This is a genomic window from Legionella sp. PATHC035 (assembly GCF_026191115.1).
Classification (GTDB): domain Bacteria; phylum Pseudomonadota; class Gammaproteobacteria; order Legionellales; family Legionellaceae; genus Legionella.
The window spans coordinates 3,329,757-3,355,898 of record NZ_JAPHOT010000001.1 but is presented as its reverse complement, the minus strand read 5'-3'; the positions used below and the strand labels follow the sequence as shown (position 1 = coordinate 3,355,898).

Sequence of the window (26,142 nt, the reverse complement as noted above, 5' to 3'; positions counted from 1 at the left end):
TCAACAAATAATAGCAACTCTCATCGATCAGGTATACTTAAACGATGAGAGGCATAACCGTCGCAGATTGCACAAAATAGAACTAAATGATAAAATTTGCACCACTTAGAAAATACATAGGCCATATATGAACTATTTTTTTTCACTGCTTTTAGCTTTATTTTTTTCCGCAAGTTGCCTTGCTGGGCCTATATCTGAAGTCAGTTTGCGCGATAAAATTGGCCAAATGCTTCTTATTGGTTTTGACGGAAAAAAAATTAATGCAAAATCGCCAATAGTCAAAACAATTGAAGAAAATAATATTGGAGGCGTGATTTTATTCGACTACAACTATCATACAAACACCTTTGATAAAAATATTGAAAGTCCGGAACAAGTAAAAAAACTGAATCATGAACTGCAATACTATGCGGAGCAAGGTAATTTGCAACATCATCGAATGCAATTACCTCTTCTGATTTCCGTGGATTATGAAGGGGGACAGGTAAATCGCCTCGGTGAGCAATATGGATTTCCTCCAACCTTATCTGCTGCAGAAGTGGGTAAAAGAGGCATAAAGGAGGCTGAGTCTACCGCGAAATCTATGAGTCAAACTCTAAAAAAAACGGAATTTAATTTAGATTTTGCCCCGGAACTGGATGTCAACGTCAATCAAGACAATCCAGTGATTGGGAAAAAAGATCGAAGCTTCTCCAGCGATCCCAAACAGGTTACCCGCTTTGCACGTATTTACACCCATCATTTCCTCAATCAAAGAATTCAATGTGCTTATAAACACTTTCCAGGTCATGGGAGTTCCACTAAAGACTCACACCTGGGCTTTGTGGATGTTACAGAAACCTGGCACCCTTATGAGTTAGAGCCTTTTACACGCCTGATCAACTCTGATGAAACATGCGGTGTCGTGATGACCGCACATATTGTGAATCGACAACTTGATCGATCTGGACTGCCAGCCACTCTATCTCATAAAATATTAACTGACCTGCTGCGCAATCAACTCCATTTTAAAGGCGTCATTATTACAGATGACATGCAAATGAAAGCCATTAGCGAGAATTATGGTCTTGAACAGGCTTTAGTACTGGCCATCAATGCTGGCGCAGATATGCTGATATTTGGAAACAATTTATCTGTTCCAGAACAAAATCCAGCCCAAGTTATTGACATCATTGAAGCTAAAGTCCAATCGGGTGAAATCAGTCAACAACGAATCAATGAAGCCTATCAACATATAGTGACTTTAAAAAAATCGTTATAGGTTTGACGCAATCTAGCCTGAATGCAGCCCTCATCAAAAACGCTTCATTCAGGCTTTAAATCAATTTTTACCCTACCCGGTTAAATTGAATGGATACATCCACATCCATACCCGGTGAAACAGTGAGCTTGCCTTTTGCGCTGCCTGAAGTTTTTGAAAAAATGCCGCTCAGGTTACCGTATTCTGTTTTGATAGTTACCATTCCATTAACACAAATTCCCTTCAGTTGCGTGGTATTATGGTCTGGGCACACGAGACTTCCTGAGCGTTTATCAGCCGTTACTTCTATGTTTAAATTACCCTCTTTATCGACAGCACTGACTGTTCCTGCTCCATTATAAACACATTCTCCGATTAACCAATTAGTCGCCTTGCCTGAACCAGACCAATTTCCGGGAATATCATCACACGAATTTGAGCCCGAATTAAAAGTAAAATCAGCATGCGCCAGGTGTGCAAAAGACAGTGCGGCAACTGTAAATCCTATGAGTAATTTTTGTTTCATGGTTTTTCCTTATGAGTAGCCTAATACAAACACAACATGTTTGTGACTGGTTAAATTCGGAACCATTATTACGTTATAGAATTACAAGTGCAATCGAAAAGAAACAGTATGAGAAAATAAATCCCAAATTACCTAAGAGGCTCCAGAACAATTCCTAAGCCTAACTTGCTCATTCTGCTGATTTCTTTGTTAGCCATTAGCAATTTGATTACGAGGTGAAGAGCATTCATACACAAATAAATGTATGGGTTTAGTTTGCTTGTGAATGACTGGAATTATTTTATGATGCGATAATGCAGCGACTGATTGGCACTGATTAAAAAATCGCTCCGCACATTGTTTTGTCTCTCTAAAATCAATATAGGTTATTTTGTTAATTTTTCCTCTGGATAATGAATTTAAAAAAGCCTCTCCCCAATATTGATATTGATTGATATCACCGCAAGGAATTGCATACACAGGCTCATTGGGCATAAAGAAATTCAATGCTGCAGCATTAGTATAATAACCCGTAACGATAGGTTGTTCTTCCTTTATCATTTCAAGTGAGTGAATCGCTTTGTTGAGTACTGTATAAGCCCTGCCTTTTTTCAAATAGTAAGCGATGGGCCATGAATTAATAACAATCATAATAATACTAAGGGACAGAAAAAATGGATAAATTATCATGAAAAAACGTTGATAATTATATTGGGTAATGAGGTAACCCGTGATCAGCGCGAGGTTCATTCCCAGCGGAGTCAAGTAAACCACTCGCGCATCGCCTCCCAATAAAGTCGCTGTAATCCAAAAACCCAGGCCAGCAACCAACACCGCATAAGACAATTCCAAAATCGCATTCTTGGTTCTATTTTTATTCTTTTGATACTTAAACCACCCCAATGCAGCCAATACTAGGAAAACGGAGTAATTAATCACCAATGCCCCTATAAGTTCAACGAGACAATGAACGATCGTCGTATTGGTTTGGGTTTGACTGTGAAAATTTAATAAATAAGTAATTGATATCCAATGATGATTGATATTCCAATAAATTACAGGAGAAACCATCAGAATAATGATGAAACTCGCCAGGTAAAAATGCATGCTTTTAAAGAGTTGTCGCTGTTGTGAAAAAACAACATACAGCAACAATCCGATTACGCTAACAACCGCAGTATATTTAGATAAAATCATGGCACCAATAAACAAGGCACACAGATAAAGATCAAGAATTCGTTTGTGGGAAATATAACGAGCAAAATAATAGAAGGACACGACAGTAAATAAATTTAATGGAGCATCGTATAAAACGCGAACAAAAATACTTTCCGTGGTCGTGGGCAAAGCGACCCAGATCAAGGCACTAATTAATCCTGTTCGCTGATCATGCAAAAGACAACCTGTCTTGTATACATAATAGGCGCCCCCAATCAAGCATAAAAAACCGACAATGTTGATAGAAAAGAAAGTATTGCCAAACAGGGCTTGAGAAATATGGAAAAAATAAGCAATCATGGGTGGGCCATCAAAATAGGACCAAGCCAGGTGTTTTCCCCAAGCGTAATAATAAAAGCTCGTAATGGTCGGAACTATGAAAAAAGTTGCTAGAAACAAAAATCCGATATAAGTAATCAGAAAGGGCTTTGTTGCTTTTTCATTCCACATAAATCACCAAGTTCCTTTTGCTCCGGGGTCTGTTTACCTTTCTACTATTTTGGCTATTTCAGCTCAAGCTAGCAAAATCGGCACAAACCGTATCTTTATATTATTGGACTGGATAATATCACAATAAGCATTTAATAAACACTAAAAACAATAGGTTATCGAGTACCAGTCACCTTTTTGGCATGGGGAATGGTTTCCGCAGGATTGGGTAAAATTTCCACAACATGAGCCAACCATTTTTTATTATTGGCGCGAATAAGAGTATTGGTGCGTCCATAAATAGAATCATTTAAATTGCAATTGATTAACGACGCTAGTGTTTCGTCGCATCGGACTTTATAATAATTTCGATTCTGGGTGAGCGTTTGAATTTGATATTTGGTTAACAGTTTGCCAAAAGGAGTATCCGTATGCAGTACTTCTGCGATCATGCTCTTGGGTAATTCATTGAAATTCATTGTAATAAACGCGAGCTCGACAACCATGGCCTCTTTTTTTGTTTGTGCCACATTGGGCTCATTCCGTTCTTTATTGCTATCAATCAGCATGACAATCGAGCGGCGATAAGTATTACTCTCTGGATCCTGACTTGCAACAATTGTTTTTATAATTGCATGACGGCCATAATACTTCTCGATACTTGGTGTCATTAAAGGCTGAGTTAATAGTTTACTGTAAGGGCTGGGCAATTGAGCAGAACTGACTTTCCTACCTAGTTTATTTATCTCCGCCAGTTTATTGATTTCGACTTGAATTTTATTGGATTCAGGAGCGCCATTAACGACTATGGCTTTGAACAATAACATCATGGCCAAAAATGGAAAGAAAAGAACAAGTTTTTTAATCATCTTGATTATTAGTATCATGTACACTCAGCTTAGTTTGAATTTTAGAGATGTTTTCAGTGCGATGATATAAGAGGTTGAGGTAAAGGATCAATCGTGCTTCAAGAGGTAATATCGGGTTCACTAAAAAATGAGGGATACGGTCTAAGGTAAAAATCCGCAGCTCAAGGCTGCGGATTTAGAAATTACATGGTAAAGCAATGGACGCGTTCTTCTTCTGTATCTTCTTCTTCCTCTTGCTTGTCCTCATTCACCACTTCTTTCTGCTCTGTTGACTCTACGTCTTCTTTTTGTTCAGGTGATGCTGGATTAGTGTTCTCTTCCAGTTCTTCTTCCTCATTTAAATTAAGTCTATCAAGAACATTTAACATGGATGCCAATGCCATTGTTAACCTTAACTCTGCTGGTGCTGGTATGGTATGGAAATGACCATTTGGGCAAATAAAATGAATATGGCCCTGAGGACAAAGAAAACCAGGTACTGTTCTAGGAGCAAAACCAAAAAAGGAATTTGTATTTCTTGGTTGTTCATTTTGCTCTGGGTTTTGTTGTTGTGCCTCTTCAGACTCAAGTCCTTGTTGTAAGCTTTCTTGTTCTAAAATTTCTTGCGAGTTATCTAAACTCTCCTGCTCTTCTTCGGTACTTTCCTGTGAGCTGTGCAAATCTTTTTCTTCTTCAGTCTTTCTCTCAACTTTAGGTGAGCCTGGTGGTGTGTGAGGCATATCATTGCTCCTTAAGAATTAAAATAATTACAATTCCGATAAAAGTAAACCCTTGAAAAGAAGCTCGTTTTGTCACTGCTCTGTCTTTTCAGGAGGCAAGTTTACATTTAATTTACAAATTTTGGTAGGCCAAATAAACAATTATATTTATTTTTCGCACTATTATTTAGAAGGGTCAATTGGAGTCAATGTTATTGATTTTTAAATATAAATTGTATTATAAATGAGCAAATTATTTTGACCCAACAAGCAATTTAGGCTATAGCTTAGGTAGTGGATGATCAATACCCGTTCCAATTTGAACTGGTTATTAAAACTGAGTAACCATGATGAACTCTCAATACCTTGATAAATATGTAGTCACACAGATGGTTATAGGCTTAGTCATTCTTCTGCTCACACCATTGATGTCTGTTCATAGTCTGATATTGCAGATCATTGGTTCAGTATTTTTTATTATCGGTTTTTTGATCCTAATCATTGCGGCAAAACAATTAGGAGCAGCTTTAACACCGGTTGTCACCCCAAAACAAAACACTCAGCTCGTTACCTCAGGAATTTACGGTATCGTTAGGCACCCAATCTATGCAGGAGTCATTGCAATGGCTATTGGCTGGTCTGTATTCTGGGGCGCACTACTCTCTTTCATTACTTCATTAATTTTAATCATTTTTTTCGATTTCAAAGCAAAAAAAGAAGAAATGTTATTAAGCAAAAAATATTCTGAATATGAACAATACAAGTCAAAGGTAAAGAAAAAAATAATTCCCTTTATTTATTAAGCGAGTCATAAATTTATTTGAATCCTTTAATTATGGAGATATATTTAAAATAACCCATGTCAAAATAGAGTCTAAGGTGGTTTTTTTTGATTTTATCATCCCCGCCAAGTCGGGAATGCAAATCCAATATAACTGAATATCAGTCTAAAACAAAAAATGACCAAACTCGACAAAATAGAATAAAGAGATCATTCATGAATGCATACCAACAATTAGAACAACATTTTAAAAAATATTATGACTTTGAAAATCTGGCGGCAATTGTCTCCTGGGATGAAGCCTCTATGATGCCAGCTGGTGGTGGTAAAGCACGAGCAGAAGCTTTAGCCACCTTAAGTGCTGTTCAACATGATTGGCTAACCCATAAAAAAGTAGGCGACTTAATCAAACAAGCCAAGGAAATTGATCATTTAACAACCTGGCAGCAAAGAAATCTTTATTGGATGGAGAAAGAATATCTGCAAGCAACCTGTATCCCAGTACATTTAGTCGAAGAATTTACTAATGAATCGTTAATCTGCGGCCAGGCATGGCGCGAATTACGTGCAAACAATGACTGGAAATCATTTAAGCCTTATCTGGAAAAATTATTTCAAAAAATAAAAACCATTGCAGAAATTAAATCACAAACATTTAATAAATCGCCTCTGGATGTTTTGATTGATGAGTATTCGCCAGATTTAGATTGTAAAACGATTACACCTATCTTTAATTTACTAAAACATGAACTACCCAAGCTAATTCCCCAAATTATTGAAAAGCAAAAGGATCGGCAGATAAAAGCAATCACAGGAGATTTTCCACTAGAAAAGCAAAAGCAGCTTGGAATGGAAATAATGGCGCGTCTGGGTTTTGATTTTAATCACGGAAGGCTGGATGTGAGCCATCATCCGTTTTGTGGCGGCATCTCTAGTGATGTTCGCATTACAACCCGCTACAAAGAACATGAGTTTTTATCATCATTAATGGCAATTACCCATGAAACCGGACATGCACTCTACGAACAAGGTTTACCTAAAGAATGGAGTATTCAACCTGTTGGGCATTCTTTAGGGATGGCTGTTCATGAGAGTCAATCCTTATTTATTGAAATGCAGATTTGCAGAAGTTTGGAATACATCCATTTCTTGGTACCAATAGCACAAAAATATTTTAAGGATGTAGCCAATATAACGGAAGAAAATATTCTTTATCATGATACTAAAGTAGCGCCTGGTTTAATTCGTGTTGATGCAGATGAAGTAACTTATCCCTTACATGTGATACTTCGATATGAAATCGAGCAACAACTCTTTGCTTCCGAAATTACTATTGCAGACCTGCCAGAGGTGTGGGATTCATCCATGCAGAAGTATTTAGGATTATCTACAAAAGGTGATGATAAAAACGGAGTGATGCAAGATGTTCATTGGCCTTCAGGAATTTTTGGATACTTTCCAGCCTATACTTTTGGAGCATTAATTGCTGCTCAATTATTCTCAGCAGTAAAAAAATCACTTCCTGATATTAAAGAACAGCTCAAACAAGGGGATTTTAAATCGTTGTTACTTTGGTTAAGAACGCATATTCATGAAAAAGGACGGTTATTGCCTTATCAAGAACTTTTACGCGAAGCAACAGGCGAAAAATTAAATCCCGATTATTATTTTGCCCACATTAAAGAGCGCTATTTATAGGAAGATAACTCCACTTCGCGATTAAAATGAGGTGATTTTAAAGCAGCAAACATGGATTACGAGCATACCGAGGGTTCTCCACTCGCAATACCGTGCTGTAAGATAGAGCTCCCTCGCTCCACTTGGGATAACGGCTAGCCATTTTTAGGTTTCTTTTCAAATGATCACCCCCCCTATAGGCTGAGGCAAAACTTAAACCAACGCACGCTACAAATCGCGTCGTTGTCATTCTCGCCAGGCCGGAATGACCAACGATTTTTCAACAAACTCGCTTTTAGCCTGAAAAAGAATAATTAAACGAGTTCATGATTTTTGGTGCGCTGTACCAACTTTATAAACTGTTGTAACTCACAAGAATTTCCACCACAAGCAGGAATCGCAACAGGATGGCCATTATAAGTAATTTTTACAAGATAATAATTCGCATCACGTTCATACAGTGAGAAATTAAGATTTGAAGCATATGGTGGTGCATTCTCCAAAGGAGACCCCAAAAAACTCAATGCACTGGCAATTGTCGTATCATGAGCAGACAATAATACATATTTAAGTTTGGCGTTTTTCTCACTACCCCCTTTGAGATAATTAGCAATGTTTGTCATGAGTTTGCCGCTGTAGGCAGTTGCTACTTGTTGCGGCCTTTCTTGAGCCATAAAAGCCCAATTACTGGCAGCAATAATCGTTTCAATATCCTCAGTACTCAGCCCAACAGGCATTGGCGCATTATGTATTTGATGTATGTATAAGGCATCACCGAGTAATTGAAGATCATTCAAGCTACCAATTTGTGCACCTATAAATGCGCTCCAAAGAGGATATTTATCTTTGAGCTCATCATTTTTTTGCTGCCACTCTTTGGTTGAGTATACATACTGCTCCATTAACTTTTCCCGTTCCGCAGGACTTACTTGCTGGAGAATTACCTCGTCATATTTAGCGGGTGCGCTAAAAATAGGTATAGGCTGAACACCATAAGGTAAAGCAGGAATGGAAGAGTCCGTATTCGGACCAGTTCCAGGAGGGTATAATCCCATTAATAAAGACTGAGCGCTCATAAGCGTTCGATCATAACCAGTAGACCGAATATAAAGGGTCCCTTGCTCATAGTGATCGGGTAATAAGTGGGCTTGTTCCACATATCTTCGACGAAACTCGACCCCCAGCTTATATTCTTGCCGCATGCCTTCAGCTGTTAACTGACCTGGTCCCTCTCGCCATTGATAATTTACTGCAGGGAGTGGAATAATGGGTGTTCTATCCCCATGCCGAATAATATCAACAGCAAAAACAAGTGTATCATCAGCGAATAGGAGCGACGGTACACTCAATAGCAATAAAAAGCTGAGGCGTAATTTATAACCCATTTATTTGTAACTCCTTGTAAGAATTTATTAATTTTCTAGCGAACGCTGTCATCTGGTAATAATTATTTCAAACTTGTGAGTTGGCCTTGCCCTAATACACCAAGTCGCTGTTTTGTTGGGCCAAGGCCCAACCTACGCGCTCGATATCACAAACAAGGAGGGATAACGATTGTCACCAGCCCAAGTTTTATATTTGCACTATGATGAGTATGACGACAAAAATCAAGACTTTTCTAAAACTTGGTTTCATAAGGCTCTATAGAGAATTGTAGGTTGGGCCTTGGCCCAACCTAGTGCTTAATCTCTACTGCGGGAACTAATGAATTTAAATACGAAGATCATCGATAAAGACATGATTCATTAAAGGATTCTACACTCGGAACTCTTTTTGGGTTTATCCCTATCTTCTCCACTATAAATAGGTAAAGGTTTTTCATTCAATTTATCGTGATTTAATAGAGTGACGGTCATATTGACTCGGTCTACCGAGCCATCAGGATTTTTCGCCCCAGATGCATAATCAATAGTATCAACATTTTTCCAACCTGTTACTTTTTGGATAAAATCATCACCACTTTTTAATACAACAAAAATCTGCCTATCGGGATCTATAAGGTGATATTTATCTTCTTCTCTGTAGATGATATAAGCATGATCGAACTCATTGTCCAAATTAACTAACATCAATTCGCCTGATTGCAGTCGATCTTTCAAGGAAGAAAAAAATTCTTGGCGGGTTCCCTTGTAAACTGTTTGATAATCATCCTCAATATAGTCCTCCATGGGATCATTTGCACCTTCTCGATAACTTGGTATTTCCCTAGGTTCCGCATTTTCAAGCAACAGACGAGCCCCTTCCAGAGCGCACCATTGACAATTTCCCTCATTCTTTGGAACTCCATTTTTAATGGGATTTATTCGCCTAAGTTTTTGCAATTTCTCTTGCATGGTACTACCCATCACTCTGATTAACCTAAGAGAATTATAGTACAATTTTTAATCAGTAAATTATGGGGCAAATAAATGGGGATTGCATTAACTGCTTGATTGACAACCCCTTTCCAACCATCTAGAGTTTAAATACATAAGGGATGGAGATACAGCATGAAGCTTGTTAAGCATCTTGTTTTTATGACTCTGCTAATGAGTAGTCTCTTTGCTCACAGTAATCCAATCACGATAGGCATTTTAAAATTTGCTCCACCTTTCTCATCAGTAGACAGCCATAATCATTATTTTGGATTTGCTGTTGATCTCATGAGGGAGATATGCAAACGCATTGATACACCCTGTATCTACAAAGCAACCGATTTTGATACCCAATTAAACGATCTGCAGGCAGGCGTTATCGACGTTACCTTTTTAGTAAGTCCATTAACCGATACCGAGTCAGAACATTATCAATTCAGTATGCCTTACATAACCAGTAAGGGACAATTTGTATCACTAAAAAGCTCAGACATTCATTCAATAGATGATATTAAAAACAAAAAAATTGGCGTACTGCAAGCGACCTTGCTTCAATACAGTGTTCTACCTCAATATACTTCCCAAGAAAATATTAAAGTGTATCCCAAAGTTACGGTATTAATCTCTGCACTCAATAAACATGACATTGACGTCGCATTAATGAATGCAAATGTTGCCAAATACCTACTCAACAATATCCTGAAAGGTTTTCAACTGGTAGGAAAACCTATCACTGTAGGAAACGGATATGGAATCATTTCGCTTAAAAAAAATGCCGCGATCATTACGAAAATAAATGAGGCCTTATTACAAATAGAAGCCGATGGAACCTATTTAACTCTTTATCGTAAATATTTTGGTGGTTACATTAAAGAGATATTACCTGACTGAGGTAAACGCTCCTGCAAAATAAGAATTAAGGGAGCTGCTTTATTGGCAAAGTGATGATAAATTCACTGCCCTTTCCTGCATCACTATGAATTGAAATTGTTCCATGATGTTCTTGAACAATGCTATAGGAAATGGATAGACCTAAACCAGTCCCCTGACCAACCGGTTTCGTAGTAAAAAAAGGCTCAAAGATCCTGGCCATTGTTTCTTTAGTCATACCAGTACCTGTGTCACGAATACGAATCAAAACGTGCTCATGTTCCTTGCTTGTAGTAATCGTAATGACGCCCTGATCAGGGATTGCCTGCGCTGCATTGATAAGAATATTCATAAACACCTGATTGATTTTCCCAGGGAAACATTCTATTTGAGGAATATCCCCATAGTTTTTCTTGATGGTAATACGATCACGAAATGAATTATTTAATAAGGCCAAGGTGGAGTCGATATTTTCGTGAATATTAATCCGTTTCAATGCGCCTTCATCAAGCCGAGAGAAAGTACGTAAGTCTTTTACAATATTTGCTGTGCGCCTCGCCCCCTCCTCAATGCCATTAAGTAAATTATGAGTTTCTTGCAAAGTAAAAGACAGATCGATTTCTTTTTTATATTTTGAAATCTCGATTAATTTATCTTTTATTGTGTCAGGGGTAATTTCTGCATATTGATTTAGTAATTGTATAATTTCCTCAATATCATTTTTCAAGGGGCCAATATTGGCAGAAATAAAATTAACTGGATTGTTAATTTCATGTGCGATTCCAGCAGTTAGTACGCCCAAGGAAGACATTTTTTCTGCTTGGATTAATTGAGTTTCCGCCTGTTTCAACGTGTCTAATGCATGATTTAGCTGAATATTTTTTTCATTTAAATCCTGCGTGCGTTGCGCTACACGCGATTCCAGCTCAATATTAGCTTGCAGTAGTTCGCTTTGTGCTCTTCTTCGCTCTGTAATCACAGCAGATAAAACTAAAGTAGTAAAAAATATCACCGCCACAAACGCTTGCAAGAATAATAAGCTGGTTGAAATATTAGTCATATAAAATTCTTTATAACCATGTATTTCAAGCCAAATAACAGAAATTGATATAAAAAACGCGATGAGTGTTGCAAAGCGAGTACTGAAGCGCACAGCGGACCAAACTCCAAAAGGAAGCAAGATGTAGGCTAAAGGATAATGCAACATATAGATTAAGCTAATCGTAAGACCTAACAAAACGATCAAAATAATAAACTCAAGGAATTGCGCTAAATGAAAGGTGAATTTTTTTTGGTACCAGGTCATGATAAGCGGGGTCATCACAATAATACCTACAGCATCACCTATCCACCAAACGAACCAATTTTTTAAAACTAAATCGGGCTCAATAAAACCAAACACAACAAGTGCGATTATTCCCAAAGTACAACTCGTAAGGGATACAAGGAAATCGCCACCGAATGTAAACACTAAAATATCGCGAACGGTATAGAACGGAGTTTTGGTATGAGTATAGAATTGAATGAATTTTCCAGCCCAAACTGCCTGTAGTCCAGCACCAAAACCAATTATGGTGGATGCAATCCAGTTTTGCCATGACATGAGATTACCTAACACAGCAGTTACAATGGTCTCGGAAACTACTATTCCAAACACAACATTATTTCCATACCATAGTACCATCGCTAAAGCGATACCCGACGGAAGCCAGAGTGGCGTTACCAATGTGTTTGGAATGACCCAAATATTACTTGCAAAACCGCCCAATGTATAAAGAAAGCCCGTGACTAGATTCTGGTAGCAGAACCGCCAAGTTTTTATTGGATTGAGGCTCATGTTTTCTTTCCAAGTACTCGATAAAGCCTGATCTTTTCATCCTTGCCTCGAATCATTTGTGGCTCTAACTCTTCAACTAGAATTTCATCAGAAATAGGCTTATAAGTTGTTTCACTAATCAACAAGGTATTGGGTTTATCTTTGGTAAGCTCTTCTATGCGGGATGCAATATTCACGGTATCACCAATAGCGGTATATTCCATATGCTCACTGGTCCCTATATTTCCAGTAATGACCTCTCCCGTGTTGATACCAATTCCGATAGTAATATCATGGCCTATTTCATGACGATACGTGTCATTGAACTCTTTTAGGGCATCGATCATCATTAATCCTGCTGATACAGCATTTAACTGATTATCGATATGTGACACAGGCGCGCCAAATAAAGCCAAGATTCCATCACCAATCAATTTATTAATACAACCATGATTCTCTCGTATTCTTTGAGTCATTAACTCAAAATAAGCATTAAGAAATTCCACAGTTTTAACAGAACCCAATCTATCCGATAATGAGGTAAATTGGCGTATGTCAGCAAACATGACTGAAATGATGCGGTATTCACCGCGAATGAGCGAATCCTCCCCCTGATCATTTAAAATTTCATCGACTATATTTTTAGGTACATATTTTTGAAATAACTCCATAATTCGCTTTTGATATAATACTTCATGATTCAGTTTTTCAATCAAAGACAACCGCTCTTCCTCAAGGTTTAACATTTTCAATCCAGTATCAATATTAATCTTTAACTCAACTGGATCCCATGGCTTGGTAATATAACGAAATACCCGACCAGTATTAATCGCTTTAATAATTGCCTCAATGTCAGTAAAACCGGTTAAAATCATTCGAATGGTATTGGGATATTCAGGAATAATTGACTCTAAAAATTGCACCCCCGTCATTTCTGGCATTCTTTGGTCAGTAATCACAATTTGAATGTTCTTGTGACGCATAATCTCCATCCCCTCGCGTCCAGAGGTCGCAGTATACACGTTGAAATGGCGGCGAAAAGTAGCGACAAAGGCGGTCAGATTATTCGCTTCATCATCAACATAAAGGATATTGCACTTTTGTTTATCCATAATCGCTCTTTTCTAGAAGCAAATTAAAACCCTATAGATATTTATAGTCTATAGGGACTCACTTTGGCCAGTTTTCGAGAGGTGAGGTAAACGAAGTCTTAACTAACCTTTTATATTACTTATAAGGCGCCTTCGTAAAGAAAGGGTAAAATTTGTCCAACAGGTCCATATCTGACGCAAATTTAGGTAAAATTTTAATACTAAATACAATTTAGAGGCTTTCTAATATGACTAAATCCGTGGTTTTTAGCGTAGACGATGACGAAAAGAGGCAGAAGATCCTTGCATACTACAGACAATTTATGAATCAACAAAATGCCGAGGATCAATCTTATACTTCTTTAGCAGAATTTAAAAACAGTCAACATTATCAAGACCTGTCCGAAGAAGAAAAAGAGAATCTTGAACAATATGAAGGAAAAGATGTAATTGTCTTGGTATTTGAAACTCCAGAACAAGCCATAGAATTCATTCGACAAATACAAAAGAAAGGACTCATCAGTGCAGAACAGGCGGAAGAGCTAACGACAAGCCTGCAAGAGCTCGAGCCATACAGACCAGGAATGTAATGAGTATCTCTGAGATACTCTTACAGATGCAAATCGATCCAATCTTTAAATCGTTTTAAACGATCCATTTGAAAATCCGGTCTATCAAGGGAATGATATTGTTCAGGATATATGATTAATTGTGTCGGTATATTTTGTGATCTTAGGGCTTGGTATAATTGTTCAGAACCAATACATGGCATATTAAAATCCAAACTGGCGCACATGAATAAAGTTGGCGTTTTAATTTTATCCGCTTTCATTAATGGATAACTTAATTTCAAATAAGTTTGCACATTGAGCCAAGGCTTGCCCAATTCGGCTTCATATTCTAATGTATATTGATCCACGCCATAATTCCCCAGGATATTCCCGGTCCCTGCCCCACTAATTGCGGCTTTAAAGCGTTGTGTACTGGCAATAACATAATCAGTAAGCATCCCACCATAACTCCAGCCACCCACCGCCAATTTATTAGGATCGACAATACCTTGCTTAATCACGTAATCGACTGCAGCTAAAACATCTTTGACATCTAAGTTGCCCCAATCTGCATGAATTGCTCTGGAAAAATCATATCCCCTGCCGGAACTTCCTCGTGGGTTGGGGGCTATAATTGCATATCCCTGGGCAGCGAGCCATTGCCAGTCAAAATTAAATTCATGGCTAAATTGATAAACTGGCCCACCATGTAAATTTAAAACAGCAGGATAATGATGCCCTGGTTTGTAGTTTGCTGGTTTTAGCAATAAACCTTCAATCACTGTTCCATCAGCACTTTTAAATTCAATATCATCTGCCGGCAAAAATTTTACTTGCTCTAAAAGTTTTTGATTATGATGAGTGAGTGGTCTTAATCTATTTTCTACTGCAAAGAGCTCTGGTGGATGTTGATCATCCGAGGAGACAACGACGATGCGTCGATCTGCTATGGAAAAATTACTATCAACACGCAATCCATGAGTTAGTGCTTTAACAACTCCCGTACGGACATTAATCTCACTTAGATGAATATTTCTACTTATTTCAATTAATGCAAAGATAGTTTTACCATCTTCAGACCACTTAGGTTTGGTAAACCAACGATCCACAGGAGCAATAATTTGTTCCTGTGGACTCCTCAATCCAACAACAGCTACTTGTGTAGGGGCATAAATGTGGGAGTGGTTACTATTACTCAAATAAGCGATTTCAGCGCTATCGGGGCTCCATGCGGGAGCAGACTCCCATTCTGGATCCATTTCTGCTCCAGGAGATTTGGTGAGCTGTTTGGCTTTGCTTTCCGGTTTTGTAGGGATTACAAACACATCCGAGTTGAAATTTCTATCGGGGTCTGTTCCTCTTTGTGACACAAAAGCAATGTATTTTCCATCAGGAGACCACGCTGGAGCCCATTCATCATAGGGCCCTGGAGTCAATAATTCAATGTGTTTACTGTGGATTGCGATACGATAAAGATGCGTTCTTTTCTCACCAAGATATCCTTCTCTATCTTTTTTAAAGAGATATCGAGTAATGACTATCGGTTTGTTTTTAGATTCTTTTTCACCGTTTACTTTATGCCCAATAAATGCGATATTTTGGGAATCTGGCGCCCAAGTAAAATCGCTCACATCATACTGGTTATTCGTTAATTTAATTATTTCGCCGCTTTTTCTATTTAGTAATCTCAAATTTTTAGAATCACCCCTCTCTGATAAAAAGGCAATCCATAGACCATCAGGGCTCCATTTCGGTGAATAACTGTTTTCCTTTTTATTATTCGTGAGTTGCTTTGATACACTTCCGTCATACGATACCAACCAGATATTATGGATTGCCTCTGTTTGACTAACATTTTCTTCAACAGTGTAGACAACCCATTTTCCATCTTTCGATAAGTCGGGTTCGTTGACCGTCTTAATTCGCATGAAATCGCTTAAAAGCGGCAACCTTTGTTCAGCCCACCCTTTCTCAAAAAAAATAATTAGGAGCAACAATAGAGAGTGCTGGAGGCACCTACGGATTTTTTTCAAATCATATTTCCTCAAAAAAGTACTTCTTTAAAGATTAGTACGTCACCAAGACATCGCAACACAATTAGCTTTGTTGAAAACAATCCTCGGTTCTTATTACCGCGAAAGCAGGAATGATCTATAAAAGGAGTATATCTCACGCCTAGCAAGCTATTTTTCCAATAACGCCACAGAAGTTAGAAGTCATTCAAAGTATCATATAATCTTTATCTTATATATGAGTCAATGTCCTATTTTATAAAAGCTTTTTGCATGCATCTCTGACGCGATAACAAAATAAAAAGGTTTTTTTTCTCTTAACATCTTGAACTAAGACCGATTTAAATTAATACCCCCAAAAAATGAAGGTTTACCCAAACAAACAAAAACAAAAATAACTCATAAAGTATTTTTTTTAATCAAACCAAGCTAAACTTAATTAGGTGGAGTATTAAAAGGAGCTTTTTATGAGCAAGATATTAGGTGTACTCTTAATAGGATTATTCATGAGTATGAGTCCGATCGCGTTGGCCTATAATGGATGGCATCACCACGGATATCACCACGGATATCACCATGGTTATCATCATGGTCACCATGGTTATCATCATGGTCACCATGGTTATCATCATAGATATTATCCGGTCAGGTATCATCACCATGGTTATCATCATCACTATCGTCATCATGGCTATCATCATGGATACTATAGATGGTAAAGTATTCAAAAAATCGAAGGTGTTGATAAAATAAATCATCACATTACTGAATCGATAAGTATTCAGTAATGTGATTACCCCAGCTAAAATATTTTGTGGTAGCTCTAGCACTGTTTCTTACCTTCTGCTTTCTCAAAAAAAATTTTTTATTACCCAACAGCTCACTATGTGATAACAATAATGACAAAAATAGAACAACAATGTAAAATAAAGACCAAAATTGATTGATTTATGTCAAATTTTTACAGGATTTTATGTCCACCAAGGCCTGAATGACACAGAAAATTAAGGAAGCGATTCATGAGAGCAGTACGAGAATTACGTAAAAACCACCCTCACCTTCAGTACTCTATATTAAAGGAAGTACATCTGGACAATAAACCGAGTTTGATAGCCGGTATTTTTTCTGGCGATCGCTTCCGTCATCGCAGTATGGGCTTAACCTTAGACCATATTACAGATCAAAAGAAGTTTGAAGAATTGCAATCTCATGCATCGAATAATTTAAAATTATGGGAAAAAGATAAAGTAGAGCCCCCGCAAAAAGTGGAGGTAGTGCATCAGGATTTTGGAGACGCAACCCTGGAGGTAACTAAAAAGCATGGAAAAATATATCCTGTCCTCAATATGGCTAATTCGTTATTTCCTGGAGGAGCTGTTCTAGAAGGAGGAAGTGCCCAAGAAGAAAATATGTGGCATCGTTCAACTTGTGCGCGTTCATTACTCAACAAAGGAGTTTATTATGATAAGGCAAAAAAATGTTTTCTCTATGATGAGAACACCCGAAAGCTTTTAAACGCTCAAGCACAAATGAGTCCTGAAGAGCTGGAATCTTTAAGCATAAGACGCGGTGTAAAAACTCCTGAGGCCTTTAAAGTTTTTATGGATGATCAACCCCAGATTTGTTTTCGAGGCACAGAAATTTTGGTTCCCATGGAGCTGGAAGAGGAGTTTACATCAAAGAAAACATTAACTCCTGACACTAAATTGAGCTACGCATTCCTTCCAAAAGACAAAATATTCCCTTTTTATGAAATCAGATCAGCTGCTCCTGAGCTCATAGGTAAAAAAATCGACTTTAATAATAAAGAATTTTTAAAGGAATATATACACGATTTAAGCCGTCGAATAGGTGCTCAGCTCGATACTTTGATACTTAAAGGCAAAACTGATGCAGTCTTAGGTGCATGGGGATGTGGAAGTTTCAGAAATAATCCTGAGATTGTTGCTCAGATATATCGTGATGAAATTGCAAAGCGAGCAGAACATTTTCAACACATTGTATTCCCAATAATCGATAAAGAACATGAAGCAAACTTCGAAATCTTTAAAAAACATTTAGATGGTCTTGAGCTCGGACATTTAGCAAACAAATCAAGTGTGAAGGCAGCAGCGCAGGCTTTGCGTAATCCCTATAGTCTCTATGCCTCAAGAGATAAGAAACCGGCACCACATGAGGAAGTCTCTAAGACTCCTTCACCCTAACCATTCGCCCTTTTAATTGGTTTGGTGGAACACATCATAGGCTATTCGCTGCATGCGTCAATCGATTCATTGTGTCTCGTGAAGGATTTCCGCATGCAAGGGAATGACCAGGATGCAGTTCACTATCTGCTCCTTATGAACGTTAACCGCTCTTTAATTAAAGCGACAATCCAATGTTTTTTGCAAAAATAAACCACTAATTAAGCACTTAATGAATATTTAAAAAACACCCTCATCTTAAAATTATCAAAGTGAACACAAATAATTTATTTTTCATTAAACAAATCAAAATTTATTTGGTATGATCTTTTTTAAAGCACAAAGACCATATGCAGGTCTTTTTTATTTAATTTATTTCAGTATCATCTGGGTATTTCTACTATGCAATCACGATTAGCACAACCTATGCTAAGAAAACTAGCGACTTTTAATAAAAGTGTATTGTCCTCTCTGAACAAAACACATGGCTCCCTATTTTCGCCTTTGTCTCATAAGCTGGATACAACTTATCCAAGATTATCGCCAACTGAAATAAATGAAGGTATTGCTCAATTGCATGACAGTCTCTCATCAGATAAGAACTTTATTTTTAGAGGAACCGAAGGAACTCAAGAAGTTCTTGAGGCGATGACTACTGATTATCTGGGCATGTCTTCCGTGCAAAGAAAAAAAGCACCAAGCCATGATCTGGTTGATTATCTCGTAAGCAATAACAGTAGATATTTCTTTTCTACCTCTCCCTGTAAATACACGGTAAGACCTTATGCGGCAGGAATATCAATTATCCCGTGTAAAGGTTATATATGGGTATTGGGATTGCCCAAAGTGTACACAATCCCGCAAAAGCATTTGTTCTTAAATGAAGAAATGTTTGATAGTTATTCAAGAAGACAAATTCAACAATTAGAAAAAGACGAAAAATATCATCCCATCAAGGAAACAGCAGCGAGTAATAACGAAATCACGGTGATCATTGGTGCTCGCAAAGAGGATAATTGGGCATTCAAAGTTTCTGAAGATGTAGCAAAAATAATTCAAGTCAGGGGACCTGGTCGTTTGTTAGGTAAATTTATGTCTTCAGATGAAATTGTACATGTCCAAGACTGGACAAATCCTGAGTTCAAAAAAAGAGTATGGTCTCTTGAAGTAGTTTTTTCGGAAGGAGTTAACGCGAAGCATTTTGATAAAATGAATTTCAGAGCTCGAGAACTCGGATTAATAACGAGCGATGAACGGTTACTGACACTAGAAGATGCTAGTAGTGTAGTCGACTCCCAGGAATTAGATAATCTTAATGCGAACTATTGTACAAATGAGACTCATCGGGTATTAAAAGTTCATAAAGACATTCCTTTAGGACACAAGGAACCACTACTTGAGTACATAATAGCTGAAATTAGAAGTAAAAAATTAGAAGCAATTGAACACAGAGATTGCCCCTATACTTTATAGATAGTGATTTAGCCTTCGTCTAAATTGCGTACAGTCATTAAGCGGCCGCGGCACCATAAATGAACTCTCTTCAGTAGAATATCATGAGGCGGCCCTTGTGCAAGGGTGATACAAGTCACTAGGTGAAGCAAAAAAGGCTGAGTTTTTCTAAAAAAGCAATCATAACTTTAAAAATAAAAATAGCACTTATTGAGCAATAAAAGATCCTACACAATTTTTCATTTCATGAAATTTTTCAAAACAACCCTCAATCGCTTGTTTATAAAAGATACAAAACGAATTCTATGTACTATGATCATAATATAACATATAGATCGCTAACTAACCATCATGGAGGATATTTTAGCTCGTCAATATCATAGGAGCATCTACTATGCGCTCAAGATTAGCACAAGGAGCGAAAAAACTTGCTTTTAATCAAGGCGTTTTATCTTCTCTAGGATCGCGCAGCTCACTATTTGGCAAGCTGGATATGACCTACCCCTTGTTATCATCAACTCAAAGAGATGAGGGAATTGAGCAATTACATAACAGCCTTCCTACAGCTCCTGACTTAACTTTTAGAGGAACTGAAGGCGTTAAAGAGGTTGTTGAGGCGATGTCTACTGATTCTCTGGGTTTTTCTTCAGTACAAAAAGAAAAAATACCCAGCACTGATATTGTGGACTATACCGAAAGCAATGAAAGTAGCTGCTTTTTTTCGAGTAGCCCTTGTAGACACACAGTAAAACCCTATGCCGCTGGCATATCATTCATTCCCTCTCAAGGCTTCATTTGGGTCATTGGCTTACCTAAAATGTATACAATTCCACATAAGCATTTCTTTCTCAATCCAGAAATGTTTGAAATTCATGCTCAACGAAAAAATCAACCCACAGGTGCGCCTCGAGAAGAAGCATATAAACCTATAACAGGAACATCAGCGAATAATAATGAGTTAACCATTATCGTTGGACTTGGTGCAGATGGAAAATGGGCGTACAAAGTTTCTGAAGATGTAATGAAATTAATTCAAGTAAAAGGACCAGGTAAAATCTTGGCGAGATTTATGTCTTCAGATCAGATTGTACATGCCCAAGAATGGAGTAACCCTGGGTTTAAAAAAAGAGTATGGTCCTTAGAGGTAGTATTCTCAGTAGGTGAAGCGATGAGAGATTTCGATGGAATGAATGCAAGGGCTCGAGAATTTGGCTCACTCGGAAAAGATGAGCGCCTATTAACTTTTTTAGATGGGTGCAGTGTAGTAGATTCTGAGGAGTTAGAGGAATTAAATGCCAATTACAGCACAACTGAAACTCACCGCATAATAAAAGTCCATAAAGATATTCCTATAGGGGATAAAGCCAATCTTATTAAGTGCATAACCGAAGAAATTAGGAGTGAAAAAAAATTAGAGGAACTGCCGGCAACAGACCGCTCACACACTATATGAGTCGATTTATAATCAAAACGCCCTTCTCCTCGCGGGAAGAACCGATCAGATAAGGCAGATAATGGAAATTCATCCCGCTTCCATTGAAACATAGATTTTTTTAGCCAGTGCCAAAGCCAATTCATCTTGCCACGGCTTGGTTATGATTTGCATGCCTATAGGAAGTTGTTGTCGATTCGTGCCGCATGGAACGACAACTACAGGACACTCAGTTAAAGTAATACTTGCTGTATAACGAATAAGTGCCCAAATCGCATTGGGCTCAAGTGTTTTTCCATGGGGTAATGCACACTGGGGCGACACAGGGCATAATAATGCATCATAAGCTTGAAACAATTGCAAAAATTTAATTTTATATTCATCCCACTTTGTCCATAACTTTAAATATTGATCGAGAGTCATGGGCTTGTCTGGCAGCTGAGTCAACCATGCTTGTACTTGATGGGAGACTTCTTGCGTGCCGACTACCTGGAGAAGATTATTTAAACCTTGCCCAGCATCGGCTTGAAACAATTGTGTCGCGATAGCAATTCCTTCCTCAAAAAGCGCTGTTCCTATTACGTCAATCTGCATCCCATCTAGGGCAAGTTGTTGGCATAGTCCTTCGATTGCGCTGGGTATTGCCGGATCCAGATCAGAAAAATGGTGATCGACCAGATAAGCGATACGAATATTTTTTCTAAGCTTTATTTTTTTAGATGGCTTAAGTCGTTCAGCATAAGGGTCAAGACCATCTCCTCCTTGAATTGCGTGGAATAATATTTCTAAATCATCAATATTGTGGGTCATCGGAGCAATTCGACTGGTCAAAGCCACCCAACCACGTTTTGGCACCACACATCCTGTTTGCGGTAAACGTCCCAATGAGGGACGTAAAGCAAATACACCACAACAATGAGCCGGATACCTGGCCCCACCCCCATGATCGCCAGCTATTCCCATCGGCGAGGCATGGCTTGCAATGAGCGCCGCCTCCCCTCCACTACTCCCGCCACTTGAATAATTTGGGTTCAGAGGATGATTTGTACGTCCATAAATCAAATTATCGGTTTCTAATGAGAGACCTAATTCTGGCGTATTGGTCAAACCTAAAAAAATACTTCCCCTTCTCATTAAACGAGATATAACTGTAGTTTCCTGATGGCATAAAGTATTGATTAAGCCTTTTGTGCCAAACGTAACGATATGGTTTCGAACAGCATATAAATCTTTCGCTGTAAAAGGGATACCAAATAATTCATCGGGTATAAAGTGAGCGTCTTTGAGCTTTTGATCCGCCTCAAAAGCAGCTCGACGGGCGGCAGTAAAATCAGTTTGCACTAAAGCATTTATTTTTGGATTTACTCTTTCTATTTTTCGAATAAAAGATTCAACCAGCTCTGCAACCGTCAATTCACGACGGCGAATTAATTTTGCTAATATCTTAACTGAGAGCTGATTTAACTCTGACATATTTTTCATCCAATCGTTACTTTAGAGTTATATGCTCTGCCCATTATAGAAAAAGTGCTCCCCAAGAGATGGTACTATTTTTAGAGTCAAAACTGAAATCAGACTATTTTTTCATCCTCAAATGGATTGTCCTATTGAGATTGGCTCTTCTTAAATGAATTAAAGAAGAGCCATGTTGGATTATCGAACAAGAACATAGCGGCCATTTTCCAGTACATAGTGATGGCCATTATGATAAACAACATGCTTATTATGGTAACTCGCTGGATGGCCAGTTACAACGCCAACCCCTGTATCAACTACCCTTCCAACCCCGTTACCTATAAATGCACCTGTATCAGCCACATAACCTACCCCAGTCCCTACCACACGCGCAGTGTAACCCACGCCAGCTCCTACGGTTGAATTGCTGTATTGGCTTACATTATTCATGGTATTACAACCAACCAAGCTTAAAGACATGAGCAAAGTTGACGAGATTATTATTCGTTTCATAGTTCACTCCTAGACTCTGACACATAATGACCACCATACACAATGATCATTACTTGTATATATAGTTTATAAATAGAGCATTTGTTAGGGGTTTTCAGAAATATTTCTGTTGATTTGTTTGAGCAAAATTCGGAATTTGAATTCTTAGCATGTATTAGGTAATCAGGATGCATCTATAAAAAATAGGCAATATTCACAAGAGTTTTTACAATAAAAACTTTATAGATATTGCCTAGCAAATTAACTTATCGATTTCGGCTACTGTCTGATTCTATTTAGAACGTTTGTTCATAAGCCGCAGGGCTGTTCTCTTCGAAATTTCTAAAGTTTTCTTCCGCTTCATTTTTCTTTTCGATATTAAAACAATCCTTTCTCTCTGCAGGATCTTTAATGCGCTCACAATTATTGTTTGCATAAGAATTTGGATTGACTTCATCTGCCGCAAACGCGTTGAATGAAAATAATGCCATAATAAGAACTAATTTTTTCATCATTGCCTCATGTATTTATTTTTGATTGGCAAGGTAATCATACCTAATTCATACAACAAAATATAGGTAAGCAGGGCAATATAGAGGAACTCAAAGAGCTAAAGTACCGGATGAAGCAAATTTCGTTGCTTCCAGCTGAGGTTATTGGGGCACACAAAACAGATTGTCAGCAAATTGCGTGCCCAGAAAGTTAAGAACTACACTCAAGAAAAATTAAACGGAAAGAGGACGAAACGCTGAATCCAGCGCCTCACGATACTGGGTTACTTGTTTCTGTTGAGACTCATCTATTACTATTTGCTCCCCCGCGGTTACTAGTGCATAAGGTAAAGGTTTGATCGCTGCCGCCAAAAAAACGAATTGGTTAGCATCACAATCTTTAAATAGCGGATTGTCCTTTCCTAGCCCATCCACCGCGTCTAGTATCGGCTTTATTTGATTTGCTAGTTTGTCGATCTGGTCTATCGCTTTAGTTGAATAATGATACAGACCATATCCACCACCCAATAAGAGAGGTAAACCAATAATCAAAGGCACAACCGACGCAATAGAAGCTAAAACCAATACGAATCCTGTGACCACAGCGAATACAGACAATGCCGTGTTAAAACCACTATCAGCGGTAGATAATAATTGATGATTAAATGCCGAAATCTTTTCAATAAATTGAGTCAAACCTTCCTTCTTGTCTGCAAAGGAAATACCGTTGTAAATGCTCTGATTATGACTTTGTTTCCCTTGTATCGCAGCAAGATGGTATAACATCTTGTCAATAATATGGGCTAGATCGGAAATCTTCCCTTTCCGAACATAGGTCATTACCAAATTTTGAAGTGTTTTCGACCAATGCGGTTGGGTATTATTAAACTCTCGTGCATACAAGGTCAGCTGTTCGGTAAATTGGATAGGTAAGTCCCCTCCAATATCCAGATTAGTGGTACAAAAAAAACCACTATATTCTGGTAAACCGCCAACAAAAGTTTTACTTTTTACTGTCAAAGTATTTAGTAAACTGACATACATGTAAAATTTAGCGAAATGATCAGTCTTTTGATTTTCAATCAGTTCACATAATGAAGACAATTGGCTCGATGGCATTATTTTTCTCAGGCTGTAAAAAAATGGTAATCGTACCATAAGATAAGATAAAAGATAACCTATCAAACGATATTGAATTGTATAAAATATACAATTAAGAACCAATCGCTACAGAGTACATTACACCTTAACACCATAGTCATTTCAGCCACTTCTTCGGTTTATAACTTGACCCCATAAGGGTCTCGGTCTTCCCTTTATAATCGCATGATTGAATCTTGTTGTTCATTGATCTCAGGCTGGATTGACACATAAAAATCATTGTGATTTTTTTTTAATCAAATTATTATATTTAGTTCAATCATAAACGACTAATTTACTGCCATGACCCGACTTAGTATTGAGAAAAATAATAATCTACCGATTAAAATTGCCCTTATGGGAGGCTCAGGTTCTGGTAAAACACAGCTTTGTACTGCCTTGGAAGGTAAAGAATATCATCCCGATTTTTTCCCTTCGATGGGCATGGAGTTTTCAAGATTTAATAATATATTTGATTATGAGATTTGCACGATTCCTGGAGCTCTGAGGTATAAATTGAGTGGATTTATACAAGGGTTAATACCTAATACCGTAAAAAATTCAGACATTATCATCATATGCATAGATCCCTCCGAGAGGGATTCATTTAAAGAGGCTTGGTACTATGCTCGAGAGATCCGCAAAGTAGATACGAAAGCCCCCATCGTGATTGCCTTCACGCAACTGGATAAAAACTTGCGATGGAGGGTAGCAGATGAAGAAATTGACCGATTTAAGCTTTATTATGGAATTACAAACGACACTATTGGTACGAGTGCCGCCCAAGGCGAAGAGGGCATTAAGGAATTGCGTGCGCTCACCCTTGCGCTCAAAAAGAAGTTACGTGGTGATCCGGCAGAACCTGACACAATGCTCACTTTAAACGATGTCCTACTGAACATTGAAAATTTTTGTCAAATGGCGAAAGCTGGCTTAAGCGAATTAATGCAACACCATGAGAAATATCTTAAAAAACGCTCACCTCTTGCCAAACTTCCCCCAAAACTACAAAAGGCATGTTTGCCGGTACAAAATTTAATAGTTCAATTAGAAAAAGCAAAAGACATTCCCAAGCATCTATGCCAGGTTTCTGAAATAGAAAAGAAAAACGCCCTGCTTGACGCATATCAGCAAGCAGTCGGTTATTTTGTGGAAAAAGTGAATAAAAATGTATTAAAAGTAAAGCCGCCTCAACATATCCTGAATGTGATACTACGACTGCTCCGCGCCCCCTTTATTGGTTTTCGTATGTATAATGATCATGAGCTGAAAGAACTACGCCGATTTGAGCAACAAACCAGCCTGAAAGAAGCGTTACAAGGTATGAAAACAAGTAAAGGTCCTTAGTTTTACCTTTTGTTGCAATGGGAGCTAATAAAAGCATCC

At 38.0% G+C, this 26,142-nt stretch carries 23 protein-coding genes; 9 read left to right on the top strand and 14 right to left on the bottom strand.

The features are described 5' to 3' along the window. Positions 1-127: 127 nt before the first annotated feature. A complete protein-coding gene (locus tag OQJ13_RS14585) occupies positions 128-1,261 on the top strand; it encodes a glycoside hydrolase family 3 protein (protein WP_265711564.1) in 1,134 nt (377 codons plus the stop codon). Between the two features lie 67 nt (positions 1,262-1,328). Here the strand turns inward: OQJ13_RS14585 and OQJ13_RS14580 are convergent, their stop codons facing one another. The 4 genes from OQJ13_RS14580 to OQJ13_RS14565 form a co-directional block, all read right to left on the bottom strand. Continuing rightward, on the bottom strand, positions 1,329-1,766 hold the full coding sequence (locus tag OQJ13_RS14580; protein ID WP_265711563.1) for a hypothetical protein: 438 nt from the start codon (positions 1,764-1,766) through the stop codon (positions 1,329-1,331). Between the two features lie 189 nt (positions 1,767-1,955). After that, positions 1,956-3,413: a glycosyltransferase family 39 protein gene (locus OQJ13_RS14575; RefSeq protein ID WP_265711562.1), complete on the bottom strand. Its 1,458-nt coding sequence runs from the start codon at positions 3,411-3,413 to the stop codon at positions 1,956-1,958. 155 nt (positions 3,414-3,568) lie between these two features. Then, on the bottom strand, positions 3,569-4,279 hold the full coding sequence (locus OQJ13_RS14570; RefSeq protein ID WP_265711561.1) for a hypothetical protein: 711 nt from the start codon (positions 4,277-4,279) through the stop codon (positions 3,569-3,571). 164 nt (positions 4,280-4,443) lie between these two features. Next, the gene (locus OQJ13_RS14565; RefSeq protein ID WP_265711560.1) at positions 4,444-4,980 is read right to left on the bottom strand and encodes a hypothetical protein; all 537 of its coding nucleotides are present in this window, start codon (positions 4,978-4,980) and stop codon (positions 4,444-4,446) included. Positions 4,981-5,306: 326 nt separating this feature from the next. Here OQJ13_RS14565 and OQJ13_RS14560 point away from each other — a divergent pair, with 326 nt between their 5' ends. Next, positions 5,307-5,762 carry a methyltransferase family protein gene (locus tag OQJ13_RS14560; RefSeq protein WP_265711559.1) on the top strand — a complete coding sequence of 152 codons (456 nt, stop codon included), beginning with the start codon at positions 5,307-5,309 and terminating at the stop codon, positions 5,760-5,762. 194 nt (positions 5,763-5,956) lie between these two features. Beyond that, positions 5,957-7,438 (top strand): carboxypeptidase M32, encoded by a 1,482-nt coding sequence (locus tag OQJ13_RS14555; RefSeq protein ID WP_265711558.1) that lies wholly within the window; start codon positions 5,957-5,959, stop codon positions 7,436-7,438. Between the two features lie 293 nt (positions 7,439-7,731). Here the strand turns inward: OQJ13_RS14555 and OQJ13_RS14550 are convergent, their stop codons facing one another. Together OQJ13_RS14550 and OQJ13_RS14545 are read right to left on the bottom strand one after the other, a co-directional pair. After that, on the bottom strand, positions 7,732-8,802 hold the full coding sequence (locus tag OQJ13_RS14550) for a histidine phosphatase family protein (protein WP_265711557.1): 1,071 nt from the start codon (positions 8,800-8,802) through the stop codon (positions 7,732-7,734). Between the two features lie 360 nt (positions 8,803-9,162). Continuing rightward, positions 9,163-9,750 (bottom strand): hypothetical protein, encoded by a 588-nt coding sequence (locus OQJ13_RS14545; RefSeq protein WP_265711556.1) that lies wholly within the window; start codon positions 9,748-9,750, stop codon positions 9,163-9,165. A gap of 156 nt (positions 9,751-9,906) precedes the next feature. Here OQJ13_RS14545 and OQJ13_RS14540 point away from each other — a divergent pair, with 156 nt between their 5' ends. Continuing rightward, entirely contained in the window at positions 9,907-10,662 is a 756-nt protein-coding gene (locus OQJ13_RS14540) for a transporter substrate-binding domain-containing protein (RefSeq protein WP_265711555.1), read from the top strand. Between the two features lie 25 nt (positions 10,663-10,687). On the opposite strand, the gene OQJ13_RS14535 is transcribed toward OQJ13_RS14540, so the two are convergent. Then, on the bottom strand, positions 10,688-12,478 hold the full coding sequence (locus OQJ13_RS14535) for an MASE1 domain-containing protein (RefSeq protein WP_265711553.1): 1,791 nt from the start codon (positions 12,476-12,478) through the stop codon (positions 10,688-10,690). Further along, positions 12,475-13,569, bottom strand: coding sequence for an adenylate/guanylate cyclase domain-containing protein (locus tag OQJ13_RS14530; protein ID WP_265711552.1), 1,095 nt, complete (start codon positions 13,567-13,569; stop codon positions 12,475-12,477). The genes OQJ13_RS14535 and OQJ13_RS14530 overlap by 4 nt, the downstream gene beginning before the upstream one ends. 227 nt (positions 13,570-13,796) lie before the next feature. Between OQJ13_RS14530 and OQJ13_RS14525 the strand changes: the two genes are divergently transcribed. Beyond that, entirely contained in the window at positions 13,797-14,138 is a 342-nt protein-coding gene (locus OQJ13_RS14525) for a hypothetical protein (protein WP_265711550.1), read from the top strand. Between the two features lie 20 nt (positions 14,139-14,158). Here OQJ13_RS14525 and OQJ13_RS14520 read toward each other — a convergent pair whose 3' ends face one another. Together OQJ13_RS14520 and OQJ13_RS14515 are read right to left on the bottom strand one after the other, a co-directional pair. Continuing rightward, positions 14,159-16,027, bottom strand: coding sequence for a S9 family peptidase (locus tag OQJ13_RS14520; protein ID WP_265711549.1), 1,869 nt, complete (start codon positions 16,025-16,027; stop codon positions 14,159-14,161). Positions 16,028-16,611: 584 nt separating this feature from the next. Then, the gene (locus OQJ13_RS14515; RefSeq protein WP_265711548.1) at positions 16,612-16,941 is read right to left on the bottom strand and encodes a hypothetical protein; all 330 of its coding nucleotides are present in this window, start codon (positions 16,939-16,941) and stop codon (positions 16,612-16,614) included. Positions 16,942-17,130: 189 nt separating this feature from the next. Between OQJ13_RS14515 and OQJ13_RS14510 the strand changes: the two genes are divergently transcribed. From OQJ13_RS14510 to OQJ13_RS14500, 3 genes are all read left to right on the top strand, one after another. Continuing rightward, positions 17,131-18,315, top strand: coding sequence for a TIGR02452 family protein (locus tag OQJ13_RS14510; protein WP_265711547.1), 1,185 nt, complete (start codon positions 17,131-17,133; stop codon positions 18,313-18,315). A 381-nt stretch (positions 18,316-18,696) separates the two neighbouring features. After that, complete coding sequence (locus OQJ13_RS14505; RefSeq protein ID WP_265711546.1) at positions 18,697-19,767, top strand: hypothetical protein; 1,071 nt, start codon at positions 18,697-18,699, stop codon at positions 19,765-19,767. A gap of 373 nt (positions 19,768-20,140) precedes the next feature. Further along, positions 20,141-21,199, top strand: coding sequence for a hypothetical protein (locus OQJ13_RS14500; RefSeq protein ID WP_265711545.1), 1,059 nt, complete (start codon positions 20,141-20,143; stop codon positions 21,197-21,199). Positions 21,200-21,268: 69 nt separating this feature from the next. On the opposite strand, the gene OQJ13_RS14495 is transcribed toward OQJ13_RS14500, so the two are convergent. The 4 genes from OQJ13_RS14495 to OQJ13_RS14480 all read right to left on the bottom strand — a co-directional run bounded on the left by OQJ13_RS14495 (position 21,269) and on the right by OQJ13_RS14480 (position 24,735). Then, on the bottom strand, positions 21,269-22,651 hold the full coding sequence (locus OQJ13_RS14495; RefSeq protein WP_265711544.1) for an amidase: 1,383 nt from the start codon (positions 22,649-22,651) through the stop codon (positions 21,269-21,271). 180 nt (positions 22,652-22,831) lie between these two features. Further along, positions 22,832-23,146 carry a hypothetical protein gene (locus tag OQJ13_RS14490; RefSeq protein ID WP_265711543.1) on the bottom strand — a complete coding sequence of 105 codons (315 nt, stop codon included), beginning with the start codon at positions 23,144-23,146 and terminating at the stop codon, positions 22,832-22,834. 275 nt (positions 23,147-23,421) lie between these two features. Further along, positions 23,422-23,640: a hypothetical protein gene (locus tag OQJ13_RS14485; protein WP_265711542.1), complete on the bottom strand. Its 219-nt coding sequence runs from the start codon at positions 23,638-23,640 to the stop codon at positions 23,422-23,424. 210 nt (positions 23,641-23,850) lie between these two features. After that, complete coding sequence (locus tag OQJ13_RS14480; protein WP_265711540.1) at positions 23,851-24,735, bottom strand: hypothetical protein; 885 nt, start codon at positions 24,733-24,735, stop codon at positions 23,851-23,853. Between the two features lie 324 nt (positions 24,736-25,059). Here OQJ13_RS14480 and OQJ13_RS14475 point away from each other — a divergent pair, with 324 nt between their 5' ends. Next, the gene (locus OQJ13_RS14475) at positions 25,060-26,103 is read left to right on the top strand and encodes a GTPase domain-containing protein (RefSeq protein ID WP_265711539.1); all 1,044 of its coding nucleotides are present in this window, start codon (positions 25,060-25,062) and stop codon (positions 26,101-26,103) included. The last annotated feature ends 39 nt before the right edge of the window (positions 26,104-26,142 follow it).